We start from the raw sequence: 13,009 nt of genomic DNA, 5'->3' as shown, positions 1-13,009 counted from the left end.
CCACAGCGCTCCCGATCCACAGCGTCATCCACCGGCCTCCCGCATGTCCTGGTGCCGGAGCTCGTTGATCGTTGGCTGGTGCCGGTCGACATAAGCAATGATCACGTCGAACAAGTCCACGACGTCGCCGAGCTCCTCGTGGGCCACGCGTACCGCCGGGCGCTTCGAGTCCGAGATCTTCTCGCGAAGCAGGTCGGCCAGAGCTCGAAACTCGTAGAGGATCGAGGTGTTCACCGCGGCGTAGCACCCCAGCTGGTCGCCGACCCGTTCCGGCTCCTGCCGCTGGACCCCGGCGACCGCGGCTTCGAGCACGTCACGGACCTGGTACAGCCCCTCAAGCGGATGCTCCACAGGTGTGCTCATCACGACCTCCGCCCTCCACGCGCACGTTGTCAGGCCATGACGAATACCAGCGCTCGGAGTGGGTCACCAGGGGACGAATGCCTCACACCTGTGGGTGATTACCCATCAACCAGGTCTGCAGCGCAACATCCGCTGAACCAACCGACGCGCCCCCTCGACCGTCCGCAAGCCCCCGCTTCCCGGGGACGGTGGCGGTCGAACAAGCCTCGGGCCATGTCAGGGCTCTGCGCTGTGTCGAGGGCCAAAAAATCATTGCGAACATCTCTTAACAACTTCTAACAAGATGTGTCAGAGTGTTCCACGGCGTGACAACGCCCGGCCCGTACCTCCAGAAGGAGCCACCGCATGACCCCGACACCGCCGTCGGCATCCCGCTCGTTCCTCGGCATGTCCCCAGCACTGCTGTGGGGCTACGTCGCCATCGCCTTCTTCATGACCGGGGACGGCCTCGAGCAGGCCTTCCTCTCCGACTACCTCGTCACCGAGGCCGGTTTCAGCACCTCGCAAGCCGGCACCCTGCTCACGGTGTACGGGCTGGTCGTCGCGATCGCCGCGTTCGTCTCCGGCATCCTGGCCGAGTACATCGGCCCGCGCCGGGTGATGGCCATCGCCACCATCGGCTGGATCGTGTTCCACGCCGGCTTCCTCGCCTTCGGCGTGATGCAGCACAACTACCCGCTGATGCTGGTGATGTACTCGATCCGCGCAGTGGCCTACCCGATGTTCGTCTTCGGGTTCGTCGTGTGGATCTCCTACGCGGCCCCGCAGAACCGGATGTCCTCGGCGATGGGCTGGTTCTGGTGCTCGTACTCGCTGGGCGTCGGCGTTTTCGGTTCCTACCTGCCGAGCCTGACGATCCCGTGGATCGGCACGGTGACCACCCTGTGGAGCGCGATCGCGTTCATCGCCGTCGGCGGTGCGATGGCGACCTTCCTGGTGCGGGGCCGCGGCCCCTCGAACTCCGGTGAGCGCACGCTGCGCGGCCTCGGCGCGACGATCGTCGAGACCGTCAAGATGCCCTTCGAGAACGTCCAGCTCGCCCACGGCATGATCCAGCGGATCATCAACCAGCTCGCGCTCTACGGCTTCATCGTCATGCTGCCGATCGTGTTCACCCGCGACATCGGCTTCAGCCAGGAACGCTGGTTGCAGCTGTGGAGCCTGGTCTACCTGGTCACCGTGTTCACCAACCTGATGTGGGGCGTGATCGGCGACCGGATCGGATGGGTGCGGACGATCCGGTGGTTCGGCAGCCTCGGCATGTTCGCCGCGACGCTGCTGCTGTACTTCACGCCGGTGCTGGCCGGGCCCAACGCCCTGTTGACGGCCGGGGCCGTGGTCCTGTTCGGCATCGCCATCGCCGCCTACGTGCCACTGTCCGCGCTGATGCCTGCGCTGGAGCCGGCTCGCCGCGGCCAGGCGGTGGCGCTGCTCAACCTCTCCGCCGGTGCTTCGCAGTTCGTGGGATCGCTGCTGGTCACCGTGCTGTGGGAGCGCATCGGCACGACCGGGACCGTGCTGGCGCTGGCCGCGACCTACCTGGTGGGCTTCGCCCTCAGCTTCCGCCTGAAGGTGGACCAGAACGCCTTGGCCGACACCGAGGTCCGGCAGTCCGCGAGCGTGTCGGCGGCATGAGCACCACCGCTCACAGCAGCTGGCGGACCCGCTTGCGGTACTCCGCCAGCTGCGGATCGTCCGGTTCGACCTCGGTGCACAGCGCGGCCACGGTCTCCAACTCGACGGAGGCAGCCCGGTCCCGCGCATCCAGCTTGGCGGTGTCCGCGCCGATCACCGTGCGGTGCGAGACCCGGGCGCAGGCCTTCTTCAGCGCCGCCTCCTCGACAGTCGACTCGAAGCAACTATCACCGTCGATGCCGCCGGTGGACGCGAAGAACACGTCGGGTGTGAGCCGCTCGACGGTGGCCGCTGCCAGCGGTCCGATCAGGGAGTCGCTGCGCTCGTCGAACCGGCCGCCGGTGAGCTCCGCGGTCACCCCCGGCCGACCTTGCAGCACCTGGAAGGTCTGGATGCTGTTGGTCAGCACGGTCAACGCCTCGGCCGAGGGGATCAGCGCCGCCAGCCGGTACATCGTCGTCGAAGAATCCAGCACGATCAGGCCCTGCGCAGGCACCAGCGGCAGCAACTTCTCGGCGATGAGCCGCTTCTCGGCCGCGCGCGAGCTGTCGCGCCGCTGGAAGCTCGCCGGCTCGGAGTGGCGGGCCCCGCCGCGGACCCGGCGGGCGACGCCCTCGTTCTCCAGCTGCCGGAGGTCCCGGCGGACGGTCATCTCGCTCACCCCGAGCGCCTCGGCGGCGTCGCCGAGGGAGACCGAGCCGGTCGAGCGGAGCTCGGCGCGCAGCCACTCGATGCGTTCCTCCATCGCCAGACTGTTCACGCTCTGCATCGTATGACCCCTTCCCCACCCTTCCCGGCACCACCACTCGGAGCCGCTCCTGAAGAAAGGACCCCCATGCCCTCCCGTCCACCCTTCTCCGTCCTCGCAGCCGGAGATCGATTCATCCAGCCCGGGGTCTTCCGCGACGAGATCGCCGACCGCCTCGGCCCCCGGGCCACCGTCGCGGAGCTGGAACTGCGGTGGCCGGACGAACCGTTCGGCGCCGTCGGCGAAGTCGACGAGGCCTCGGGCAGCGAGGACGAGCTGATCGCGGCATTGCGCGGGCATCGCGGGCTGGTCACCCAGCTGGCGCCGGTCACCGAGCGGGTCCTGGAAGCGGTGCCGGAGCTGGAGTTCGTCGGAGTGGGTCGCGGCGGGCCGGTCAACATCAACCTGGACGCCGCCGCGGCGCGGGGCGTGCGGGTGGTCAACGTGCCGGGGCGCAACAGCATCGCCACCGCCGAGATGACGCTGGCGCTGCTGCTGGGCGCGCTGCGGAGGTTGCCGATCCTGCACGGGAGCCTGCTGCGCCGGGAGTGGCGCGGGGACTTCTACCGCCACGACGAGGTGGGGCGCGAGATCGCGGGATCCACCGTCGGCCTGCTGGGCGCCGGGGCCGTCGGCCAGCACCTGGCCCGCAGCGTGGCCGCGATGGGCGCCGACGTCGTCGTCTACGACCCGTACCTGCCCGACGGGGCCGCGCCGGAGGCCCGGCGCTGCACCGACCTGGACGAGCTGTTCTCGACCAGCGACGTGCTGTCGGTGCACGCCCGGCTGACCCCGGAGACCGAGCAAGTGGTCAACGCCAAGCGGATCGCGCTGATGCGCCCCGGCGCGATCGTCGTCAACGCCGCGCGCGGCGGACTCGTGGACTACGCCGCCCTCGCCGACGCGCTCGCCGCAGGCCACCTGGGCGGAGTGGCGGTCGACGTGTTCCCGACCGAACCTGTCGACATGTCCTTGCGCCTGCTGGACCTGGCCGATCGAGGAGCCAACGTGGTGCTGGCCCCGCACGTCGCGGGCGCCAGCCGGGAGACCGCGCGGCGGGCCGCCGCCGGGGTGGCCGAAGAGCTGCGCCGCCACCTCGACGCGCAGCCGGCGCTGCACCCGGTCGGACCGAAGGCGGGGGCGTGATGGCATCGGAGCGAGCCGAGATCCTGCTCGGCATCGACGTCGGCACCAGCGGCGTCAAGGTCGTGGCAACCGACCGCGAAGGCCGCCTGGTGCGGTCGGCGACGGCGCGCTACGACACCCAGGTCGACTCCGACGGGCGCGGTTCCGACCAGGACTCCGGCAGCTGGTGGAGTGCGATCACCTCCGTCGCCGGTGAGGTCGTGGCGGACGCCCGGGTGCTGGCCGTGGCGGTGACCAGCCAGTCGCCGACCCTGGTACCGGTGGACGACCGCGGCCGGGAGGTCGGCGCGGCCCTGACCTGGCTGGACCGGCAGGCCGTCGCCGAGGCCGCCGAGATCGAGCAGATCGCGCCCGGCCACCGCAACGGGCCGGACCCGTTCTTCGGCACCGCCAAGCTGCCGTGGCTGCTGCGCAACCGGCCGGAGGTCGCCGCGCGCGCCGCCCACGTCGTCTCGGCCAACGGCTACATCACCGGCCGCCTGACCGGCCGCGCCGCCCTCGACGACTCCTCGGCGTCGCTGATGCAGAGCTTCGACGAGTCGGCGAACGCGTTCGACGAACGGCTGTTCGGGCGCGGGCTGGGCGTCGAACTGCTGCCGCCGATCGTGGCCACGACCGACGTGATCGGCACCGTGACCGACCAGGCCGCAGCGGAGACCGGGATCCCCGCAGGCGCTCCGGTCGTCGCCGGCGGGGTCGACTCGGTCGGATCGGCCCTGGAAGCCGGGATCGTCGACGTCGGTGGGCCGCTGGTGGAGATGACCGGGTTCTCCAGCGCCACCATGCTGGCCGTTCCCGCGGGCACGCACGTTCCGGGCTTCATCCACGAGCGGCACTGCGTTCCCGGCGTGGACCTGCTCATCACGGCCCAGGTGACCGCCGGAGCGACGGTGGACTGGGTCAACCGCATCGCCGGGCAGGACCTGCGGGACTCCAACGCGTTGCTGGCCCGCTCCCGCCCCTCGCGGCTGACGACCGTGCCCAGCTTCGCCGGCGAGCGCACGCCCACCTGGAACCCGCGCGCCCGGGGGATCATCGACGGCATCGATCTCTCCGCCGACGGTGTCGAGCTCATGCTCAGCGTGCTCGAAGGCAACGCCCTGGCGCTGGCCGATGACGTCGCGGAGCTGCGTGCCCGCGGGTTCGCCGTGGACCGGTTGCTCAGCACCGGCGGCGGTTCGGCGTCGACGGCGTGGCTGCAGATCAAAGCCGATGCCCTCGGCGTCCCCGTGCTCCGCCCTCGGGGCGGCCACGGGGCAGCGCAGGGCGCCTCCTACCTCGCCGGTCTGGCCATCGGCGTTCACGACGTCGGCGAGCTCAAGCAGTTCGCGGCCGACATCGAGCACGAGTTCACCCCCGACGCCGAGCTGCACGAGCGCTACGAGCACCGCCGGGCGCACTTCGGCCGGGTTCGCGAGCTCAACCGTTCGCGGGCGATCGAAACGCCTTGAAAACACGCATTTCCCATTACTCCGAGGAGTTCTCGAGTGTCTGAGCACACCGCTGTCGAAGATCTGCTGGCGCGGTCGCACCGGTTGGGTGCCGATCCCACGACCACCAACTACGCGGGAGGCAACACCTCCACCAAAGGCGCTGCGATCGACCCGGTCACCGGCCGGGAGGTCGAGCTGCTGTGGGTGAAGGGTTCCGGGGGCGATCTCGGCACCTTGACCGAGAGCGGGCTCGCGGTGCTGCGCCTGGACCGGATGCGCGCCCTTTGCGACGTCTACCCCGGTGTTGAGCGCGAGGACGAGATGGTCGCCGCGTTCGACTACTGCCTGCACGGCAAGGGCGGGGCCGCGCCGTCGATCGACACCGCCATGCACGGTCTCGTCGACGCCCGACATGTCGACCACCTGCACCCCGACAGCGGCATCGCGATCGCCACCGCCGCTGACGGTGCAGCGCTCACCGCGACGATCTTCGGCGACCAGGTGGTCTGGGTGCCCTGGCGTCGTCCCGGTTTCCAGCTCGGCCTGGACATCGCCGCGATCAAGGCGGCGAACCCGCAGGCCAAGGGCTGCATCCTGGGCGGTCACGGGATCACCGCGTGGGGTGAGACCTCCGAGGAGGCCGAGAAGAACTCCCGCTGGATCATCGACACCGCAGCGGCCCACATCGCTGAGCACGGCGAACCGGAGCCCTTCGGCGCGGTCGTGGCCGGCCACGAACCGTTGCCGGAAACCGAGCGGCACGCCCGGGCCGCCGCGCTGGCCCCGGTCGTCCGCGGCTTGGCCTCGACCGACCAGCACCAGATCGGGCACTACAACGACGAGGAGGCGGTGCTGGAGTTCCTCTCCCGCGAGAAGCTCGGCGAACTCGCCGCTCTCGGCACCTCGTGCCCGGACCACTTCCTGCGCACCAAGGTCCGGCCACTGGTGGTGGACCTGCCCGCCACCGCGCCGCTGGCCGACGTCGTGGCGAGGCTCAAGGAACTGCACACCGAGTACCGGCAGGACTACGCCGCCTACTACGAGCGGCACGCCACCCCGGACAGCCCGCCGATGCGCGGAGCGGACCCCGCGATCGTGCTCGTTCCGGGTGTGGGCATGTTCTCCTTCGGCAAGGACAAGCAGACCGCGCGCGTCGCCGGCGAGTTCTACGTCAACGCCATCAACGTCATGCGCGGCGCTGAAGCGCTGTCCACCTACGCGCCGATCCCCGAAAGCGAGAAGTTCCGCATCGAATACTGGGCGCTGGAAGAAGCGAAGCTGCGGCGCATGCCCGCGCCCAAGCCGCTGGCCGGGCGCATCGCGCTGGTGACCGGCGCGGGCTCGGGCATCGGCAGGGCCATCGCCGAGCGGCTCGCCGCCGAGGGTGCCTGCGTGGCGGTGGCCGACCTCAACGCCGACGCCGCAGCCGAGGTCGCGGCCGGAATCGGCGGCAGCGACAAGGCGATCGCGGTCACCGCCAACGTCACCGACCGGGACGCGGTGCAGTCCGCTGTGGACGCGACCGCGTTGGCCTTCGGCGGGATCGACCTGGTGGTCAACAACGCGGGCCTGTCGATCTCCAAGCCGCTGCTGGACACCACCGAGCAGGACTGGGACCTCCAGCACGACGTCATGGCCAAGGGCTCGTTCCTGGTCTCCCAGGCGGCCGTGCGCGCCATGATCGACCAGACGATGGGCGGTGACATCGTCTACATCTCCTCGAAGAACTCGGTGTTCGCGGGCCCGAACAACGTCGCCTACGGCGCGACCAAGGCCGACCAGGCCCACCAGGTGCGGCTGCTGGCCGCCGAACTGGGCGAGCACGGAATCCGGGTCAACGGCGTCAACCCCGACGGCGTGGTGCGCGGCTCGGGCATCTTCGCCGGAGGCTGGGGCGCACAGCGCGCCGCCGTGTACGGCGTCGCCGAGGAGGACCTCGGTGCGTTCTACGCGCAGCGCACCCTGCTCAAGCGCGAAGTGCTGCCCGAGCACATCGCCGCCGCGGTGTTCGCCCTCACCGGGGGCGAACTGACTCGCACCACCGGACTGCACGTGCCCGTCGATTCCGGTGTCGTCGGCGCGTTCCTGCGCTGAACCAACCCCAACCTGCTGCGGGGCCGAAACTCCGGCCCCGCAGCCGTCCCCGATCGCACGGTGCGGGGCGGTGACGGGCAGGTAGAGGAAGAATCCGCTGCGGAACATCCGGCCGTCGTCGGGATCGCTCCAGGTGATCCGCGGCCCGATGCAGACCAGGGTGCCAAGCCGGTCCGGCGGCGGACTCCGACAGGTGGAGCAATTCGACTCCGGTCGGCATCAAGCGGAGCCCGTGCCTCGCGCAGCGTCCTGCTGAGTTAGCCAGAACTCGAGGTCGTAGGTGTCCAGGGCGTTGGTCTCGGTCCGCACTCCACCAACACGTTGCGGAGGAAATCGGCGAGCTCGTCGTGGAATCCGAGCGGGAGGACGTGGGCGACGTGCTGATCCGGCCGCACCACCACGAGCGCTCCGCGATCCCGGTCCAGGCCCCGCAGATCGAAGATGTCGCTGGTCGGGTCGGCGCAGAAGGCCTTCTCGTAGTCGACGAGGTCAAATGCTCCCTTGTGGGGCAGGAAGATCGGCGGCAGGTCTTCGACGGTGATGTCGCGATGTCCCTGCTGGAGCACCGCCCGGACGTCGATCACCGAGTCGGGGTCGGCACCGGGTGGGGTGAACCGCGCGATGGTCGGCTCCAGGAAAGCGGCCAGGTCGCGCAGCCTGGAGTGGGAGCTGCCGGGGTGCGCTCGGTCGGCGAAGGCGTAGAGGCGCCATGCGCCGTCGGCCCTCGCCGCGTGCCCGAGATGCACGGGTTTTGCGTCGGCCAGCCGGATCACCGGGGCCGAGTGGAACCGCATTCCCAGCGGGAAGCCCCTCGCCAAGTGCTGGTGCTCTGGCGTCGCGGTGAGCAGTGAGGGTTCGTACTGGACGGCGACTCCGGCGGTGAACCGGCCCTGCCGGCGGAAGTAGTCCTGGAAGCGCTCCGGGTCCGGGCCGCCGTCCTCGTCGGAGCGGGCGCTGAACAGGGCCGCGAACTCGCGGTCGAAGTCGATGAGCTGCTGGGCGACCGTCTGCCGCTCTTCGGAGTAGGTGCGCAGCAGCTCGGGTCGCGCGGTGCCGTTGAGCACGGTGCCGAGCTTCCACCCGAGGTTCCAGGCGTCGGCCATCGAGACGTTCATGCCCTGGCCGGCTTTGGCGCTGTGGGTGTGGCAGGCGTCGCCCGCGATGAACACCCGGGGTCCGCGCTCGTCGTCGGCGTCGTCGAAGCGGGAGCAGAGGCGCTGCCCGATCTCGTAGACCGCCCACCAGCCGACGTGCTTCACGTCGATCGAGTACGGGTGCAGGATGCGGTTGGCCACCGCGGTCAGCTTCTCCGGGGTGGCGCTGCGGTCGCGCAGCATCTCGGCGTCGCGGTCGTTGTCGAGCTCGATGTAGAGCCGCACCAGATAACCGCCCTCGCGCGGGATGATCAGGATGCTGCCGTGCTCGGAGTGGATCGCCGACTTCAGCCGGATGTCCGGGAAGTCGGTGACCGCCAGGACGTCCAGCACGCCCCACGAGCTGTTGGTCGCATCGCCTTCCAGGCGCAGTCCGATGGCCTCGCGGGTGCCGCTGCGCGACCCGTCGCAGCCGACCACGTACTTCGCGCGGATCGTCGAGGTCTCACCGGTCGGCTCGAAGTTCTCGACGTGCTGCAGAGTTACCGTCACCGGGTGCTCGCCGGTCCCGACCCGGACGTCGGTGGCGTGCAGGCCGTAGTGCGGTTCCGCGCGCGACGCCGAGCACAGCATGTTCTCGCGCAGGTAGGCCAGCATCCGGGCCTGGTTGACGATCATGTGGGGCATCTCGGAGATGCCCTCCTCGACGTCGTCGATGCGCCCGGTGCGCACGATCGAGCCGCTGCGCTCGGGGTCCGGTCGCCAGAAGGTCACCTCGTTGACCTGGTAGCCCTCGTGGACGAGCTGGTCGGCCAACCCGAACGCCTCGAACATCTCCACGGTCCGGCAGGCGACGCCGTCGGCCTGACCGACCTCCAGCGGCCCGTCCCGCCGGTCCACGATCACCGTGCGCAGCTGCGGGAACCGGGCGAGCTGAGCGGCCAGTACCAGTCCGGCCGGGCCGCAGCCGATGATCACGACGTCGGCTTCCTCCGGCAGCCCTTCCGGGCGTTCGGCCACCGACGGGTGCGGCTCGTCGACGAACGGGTCTCCGGGCTTGTAGCCGTCGAGGTAGAACTGCACTGGTCTGACTCCTCTTCGCTCGAACCCGTGCGGGCCAGCCGCCGATGGTCCGCCGAGCGCAGCGGGTGACCACCGAACAGCGCATCCCAGCCTGCGGCCGGTGCGCGCCGAGGTGAAGGGAGTTCTGGTGTGCAGAATCAGCCGTCGAGGTCGTGCTGCAACGCGGCCGCGGCCGCGGACAGGATCGCGACGATCGGGCGCAGGCGCCGCCGGTCGTAGCGCACGCTGGGCATCGACACCGACACGCCCGCGATCGCCGTGCCGTCGGCGGAGCGCACGGGGACTCCGACGGCCACGACTCCGCGCTCCGATCGGCCCTGGTTGAGCGCGAACCCGTTGCGGCGCACCTTCGCCAGCTCCCGGTGCAGCTCGTCCATCGCGGGGGCCTCGGCGTCGGCGTGCAGGGAGTCGAGCTCGGCGTCGGTGAGGTCGGCGAGCAGCAGCAGGCCCGCGGTGGTCTCGTGCGCGGGGAAGACCATGCCCTCGCGCGAACCGACCCGGAGCGCCTGGTCGCACTCGACGCAGGCGATGAACCGGGCTGTGCCGCCGGTGCGCACGGTCAGGTTGACCGTCTCACCCAGCGCGTCGACGAGGCCCCGCAGGTGCGGCAGCGCCACCTGCCGCAACCGGGACACCGCCGATTGCGAGTGCGAGGCCAGCTCCAGCACCGGTCCCGCGCGGTAGAGCCGGGTGTCGTCCTGGACCGCGAAGTCCCGGTAGACGAGCATCGCGAGCAGCCGGTGCGCGGTCGAGCGCGCCACGCCCAGCCGCTCGGCGGCGTCGGCGACGCTGAGGCTGCCTTCGAGCTGCAGGATCGTCGCCAGCCGCAACGCGTGATCGACGCTGGCGATCGCGTACGCCGGAGGCTGCTTCATCTCGACCCTTCCCGAGCAACGAATTCTGCTGTGCAGAATACTCACGCGGTGTGCGGGAGAAGCAGCCGGGACGGGTGCCGGGCGTCGCGGTAGATCTTGTGCGGCCTGGGTCGGCGAGTCGTTCGGCCACGCGCCGTTCCGAGCTCCTCGGACGTGCAGGTCTCCAGCATCCTCGACTTGACGCGGTCGGTGAAGGCCCAGCCGGAGTCCCGGCCGCGGCCTTCCCGGGCGGCACGAGGCAGGAACCGCATGATGCCGCCGTGGTAGGTGGTCTCGTCGAAATGCCCGCCGCTGACGAAGATGGCCTTCAGGCTCGGCAGGCGCTCGGCGGCGGCCAGCTGCCACCGGCTCAGCGGCTTGGCGGTGCTGCCACTGCCCGTTACCGGTGGGCAGCGTGGCGTGCCGCGAGGTAACCGAACGTCAGGCCCGCTCCTACCTGGCAGCCGGCCCCCGGGTATTCCGACGCTGTGATCGAGTTGGCGTCATTTCCGCAGGCGTAGAGACCGGGGACCGGTTCGCCTGATGCGTCCAGCACCTGCGCATCGGCGTTGGTGCGCCCCGATCGACGCCGATAACGGTGGCGAGCTCTCGAATCGTGCGTCCGGCGTGCAGGTATCCCGCATCGATGTGCCCCTTGAGCAGTGTTGCGGCCTGGGACCCGCCGCGCCGAGACGAGCCCTGGGCAACCCGGGTCGGCAACCCTGGTGCGTGCCCGCGCGCATCACGCGAGGCGCACCAGGCATGGAGCTCGAAGAGCTTTGCCATTCAGCGGGATGCGTGTGTTGGCCCGCTCAGCTGAATCGCAGACTCATCCCTCACAGCGCGCGATGTGGCGAACTTGTTCGGTGCGACATCCGGAGGGATTCATGACCCCGACCACGACGAGGTGGCGGGCCGGGAAGAAGAGCGGGATGCGGGACGGCCGCAAGGCGGCGCTCGCAGCGTTTCTCGGCAGCATGCTCGAGTACTACGACTTCTTCATCTACGGTTCCGCAGCGGCCTTGGTGTTCCCGGTGCTGTTCTTCCCGTCGGACGACCCGGCGGTCGGCACGATCGCCGCGCTGGCCACGTTCGGCGCCGGCTACGTGGCACGTCCCCTCGGGGGCGTCGTGCTCGGGCACTTCGGGGACCGGGTGGGCCGCAAGAAGATCATGATCTTCACGCTGCTGCTGATGGGGACCTCCAGCCTGGCGGTCGGGCTGCTGCCGACCTACCAGCAGGCGGGCCTGCTCGCCCCGGCCCTGCTCGTGCTGGTCCGACTCGGACAGGGCTTCTCCGCCGGCGGAGAAGCCGCCGGTGCGAGCACGCTGACGCTGGAGCACTCCCCGGAAGGGCACCGCGGGTTCTTCACCAGCTTCACGATGTCGGGCACGATGGGCGGGATCGTGCTGGCCAACCTCGTGTTCATCCCGGTGGCCGCGCTCCCGGAGGAGCAGCTGCTGAGCTGGGGCTGGCGGATGCCGTTCCTGCTGAGCATCGTGATGATCCTCATCGCCTACGCGGTGCGCCGCAACCTGGACGAGACGCCGGTCTTCGAATCGGAGGCCGCCCAGGACGAGCTGGCGCCTCTCCCCCTCGCCACCCTGTTCCGCACCCAGTGGCGCGACGTGGTCCGGATCGCGGTGGCCTCGCTGTTCGCGATGCTGCAGACGATCTTCATGGTCTTCGGCCTCGCCTACGCCACCTCCCGCGAGGTCGGTCTGGACAAGCCGACGATGCTGTGGGCGTCGGTGTTCGCGAACGCGCTGGCCGTGGTCGCTGTCCCGGCCGCGGCCGCGCTGTCCGACCGGGTGGGTCGCCGCCCGGTGTGGATCGCGTCCTCGCTGGGGTGCGGTGTTCTCGTGTGGGTCTACTTCTGGGCCGTTTCGACCGGCAGCGTGCCGCTGATCTTCGTGACGGCGCTGGCCTTCGCCGGTCTGGCTTACTCCGGCATGAACGGGCTGTGGCCCGCGTTCTTCGCCGAGACCTTCGCCGCGCGGGTGCGCTACTCGGGCTTCGCGATCTCCAGCCAGGTGGGGCTCCTGCTCGCCGGCTTCGCGCCGACGGTCGGTTTCGCGATCAAGGGCGGTGGCGAAACGGGGTGGATCCCGGTGGCCTCGTTCGCCAGCGCCTGCGCCGTCGTCTCGGCCCTGGCGGTGCTCAGCGCCCGCGAGACCCACGACGTGCCGCTCGACGACCTCGGGAAGTCGCCGCACCGCCGGTAACCCGTTGCCCGCACGCAGGAAGGAATCGCTGGAACATGGCCGTCTACGCCGTCACCTACCGCTACACCGACGACACCGCAGGGCGCGACCGGCACCGCCCGGCGCACAAGGAGTTCCTGTCCGACCTCGGCACCCGTGGCATCAACATGTGCTCGGGCCCGTTCGGGCCGCAGGACCCGGCGGGCGCGTTGCTGCTGATCAGGGCGAGCTCGCGGGACGAGGCCGTCGCGTGCACCGAGGACGACCCGTTCCGCCGCCACGGGCTGGTCGCCGAGGTGACCGCCCAGGAGTGGGTACCCGTGCTGGGCCGACTCGCCGGGGAGCTCGCGTGAGC

Annotated in this window: 12 protein-coding genes; 6 read left to right on the top strand and 6 right to left on the bottom strand. The window is 70.3% G+C overall.

What is annotated here, in order from left to right:
• Positions 1 to 24: 24 nt before the first annotated feature.
• Positions 25 to 363, bottom strand: a complete 339-nt coding sequence (locus QFW96_RS13060; RefSeq protein WP_281455875.1) for a hypothetical protein — start codon at positions 361 to 363, stop codon at positions 25 to 27.
• A 345-nt stretch (positions 364 to 708) separates the two neighbouring features.
• Here QFW96_RS13060 and QFW96_RS13055 point away from each other — a divergent pair, with 345 nt between their 5' ends.
• Positions 709 to 1,998, top strand: a complete 1,290-nt coding sequence (locus QFW96_RS13055) for an MFS transporter (RefSeq protein WP_281455874.1) — start codon at positions 709 to 711, stop codon at positions 1,996 to 1,998.
• Between the two features lie 10 nt (positions 1,999 to 2,008).
• Here QFW96_RS13055 and QFW96_RS13050 read toward each other — a convergent pair whose 3' ends face one another.
• Positions 2,009 to 2,758, bottom strand: a complete 750-nt coding sequence (locus QFW96_RS13050) for a DeoR/GlpR family DNA-binding transcription regulator (protein ID WP_281455873.1) — start codon at positions 2,756 to 2,758, stop codon at positions 2,009 to 2,011.
• Between the two features lie 75 nt (positions 2,759 to 2,833).
• On the opposite strand from QFW96_RS13050, the gene QFW96_RS13045 reads away from it, so the two are divergent.
• The 3 genes from QFW96_RS13045 to QFW96_RS13035 are packed head-to-tail and all read left to right on the top strand — an operon-like array spanning position 2,834 to position 7,419.
• Positions 2,834 to 3,892, top strand: a complete 1,059-nt coding sequence (locus QFW96_RS13045; RefSeq protein WP_281455872.1) for an NAD(P)-dependent oxidoreductase — start codon at positions 2,834 to 2,836, stop codon at positions 3,890 to 3,892.
• The gene (locus QFW96_RS13040) at positions 3,892 to 5,343 is read left to right on the top strand and encodes a xylulokinase (RefSeq protein WP_281455871.1); all 1,452 of its coding nucleotides are present in this window, start codon (positions 3,892 to 3,894) and stop codon (positions 5,341 to 5,343) included. The genes QFW96_RS13045 and QFW96_RS13040 overlap by 1 nt, the downstream gene beginning before the upstream one ends.
• A 36-nt stretch (positions 5,344 to 5,379) precedes the next feature.
• On the top strand, positions 5,380 to 7,419 hold the full coding sequence (locus QFW96_RS13035; RefSeq protein WP_281455870.1) for a bifunctional aldolase/short-chain dehydrogenase: 2,040 nt from the start codon (positions 5,380 to 5,382) through the stop codon (positions 7,417 to 7,419).
• A gap of 257 nt (positions 7,420 to 7,676) precedes the next feature.
• Here the strand turns inward: QFW96_RS13035 and QFW96_RS13030 are convergent, their stop codons facing one another.
• From QFW96_RS13030 to QFW96_RS30215, 4 genes are all read right to left on the bottom strand, one after another.
• Entirely contained in the window at positions 7,677 to 9,596 is a 1,920-nt protein-coding gene (locus QFW96_RS13030) for an FAD-dependent monooxygenase (RefSeq protein WP_281455869.1), read from the bottom strand.
• Between the two features lie 137 nt (positions 9,597 to 9,733).
• On the bottom strand, positions 9,734 to 10,471 hold the full coding sequence (locus tag QFW96_RS13025; RefSeq protein WP_281455868.1) for an IclR family transcriptional regulator: 738 nt from the start codon (positions 10,469 to 10,471) through the stop codon (positions 9,734 to 9,736).
• A gap of 41 nt (positions 10,472 to 10,512) precedes the next feature.
• Positions 10,513 to 10,722, bottom strand: a complete 210-nt coding sequence (locus QFW96_RS13020; protein ID WP_281455867.1) for a hypothetical protein — start codon at positions 10,720 to 10,722, stop codon at positions 10,513 to 10,515.
• Positions 10,723 to 10,850: 128 nt separating this feature from the next.
• A complete protein-coding gene (locus QFW96_RS30215; protein ID WP_425524754.1) occupies positions 10,851 to 11,087 on the bottom strand; it encodes an FAD-binding protein in 237 nt (78 codons plus the stop codon).
• 250 nt (positions 11,088 to 11,337) lie between these two features.
• On the opposite strand from QFW96_RS30215, the gene QFW96_RS13015 reads away from it, so the two are divergent.
• Entirely contained in the window at positions 11,338 to 12,675 is a 1,338-nt protein-coding gene (locus QFW96_RS13015) for an MFS transporter (protein WP_281455866.1), read from the top strand.
• 35 nt (positions 12,676 to 12,710) lie between these two features.
• The gene (locus tag QFW96_RS13010) at positions 12,711 to 13,007 is read left to right on the top strand and encodes a YciI family protein (RefSeq protein WP_281455865.1); all 297 of its coding nucleotides are present in this window, start codon (positions 12,711 to 12,713) and stop codon (positions 13,005 to 13,007) included.
• Positions 13,008 to 13,009 lie beyond the last annotated feature (2 nt).

Source organism: Saccharopolyspora ipomoeae (assembly GCF_029952525.1).
In the GTDB taxonomy this organism is placed as follows: Bacteria; Actinomycetota; Actinomycetes; order Mycobacteriales; family Pseudonocardiaceae; genus Saccharopolyspora; species Saccharopolyspora ipomoeae.
The sequence above is the reverse complement of the archived record's forward strand: the minus strand, read 5'-3'. Positions and strand labels throughout refer to the sequence as shown.

Bases quoted from the DNA above. Each gene is read 5' to 3' on its own strand.
- QFW96_RS13060 (WP_281455875.1), bottom strand. From the start codon at position 363: ATGAGCACACCTGTGGAGCATCCGCTTGAGGGGCTGTACCAGGTCCGT.
- QFW96_RS13020 (WP_281455867.1), bottom strand. From the start codon at position 10,722: ATGCGGTTCCTGCCTCGTGCCGCCCGGGAAGGCCGCGGCCGGGACTCC.
- QFW96_RS13025 (WP_281455868.1), bottom strand. From the start codon at position 10,471: ATGAAGCAGCCTCCGGCGTACGCGATCGCCAGCGTCGATCACGCGTTG.
- QFW96_RS13045 (WP_281455872.1), top strand. From the start codon at position 2,834: ATGCCCTCCCGTCCACCCTTCTCCGTCCTCGCAGCCGGAGATCGATTC.
- QFW96_RS13055 (WP_281455874.1), top strand. From the start codon at position 709: ATGACCCCGACACCGCCGTCGGCATCCCGCTCGTTCCTCGGCATGTCC.
- QFW96_RS13040 (WP_281455871.1), top strand. From the start codon at position 3,892: ATGGCATCGGAGCGAGCCGAGATCCTGCTCGGCATCGACGTCGGCACC.
- QFW96_RS13015 (WP_281455866.1), top strand. From the start codon at position 11,338: ATGACCCCGACCACGACGAGGTGGCGGGCCGGGAAGAAGAGCGGGATG.
- QFW96_RS13010 (WP_281455865.1), top strand. From the start codon at position 12,711: ATGGCCGTCTACGCCGTCACCTACCGCTACACCGACGACACCGCAGGG.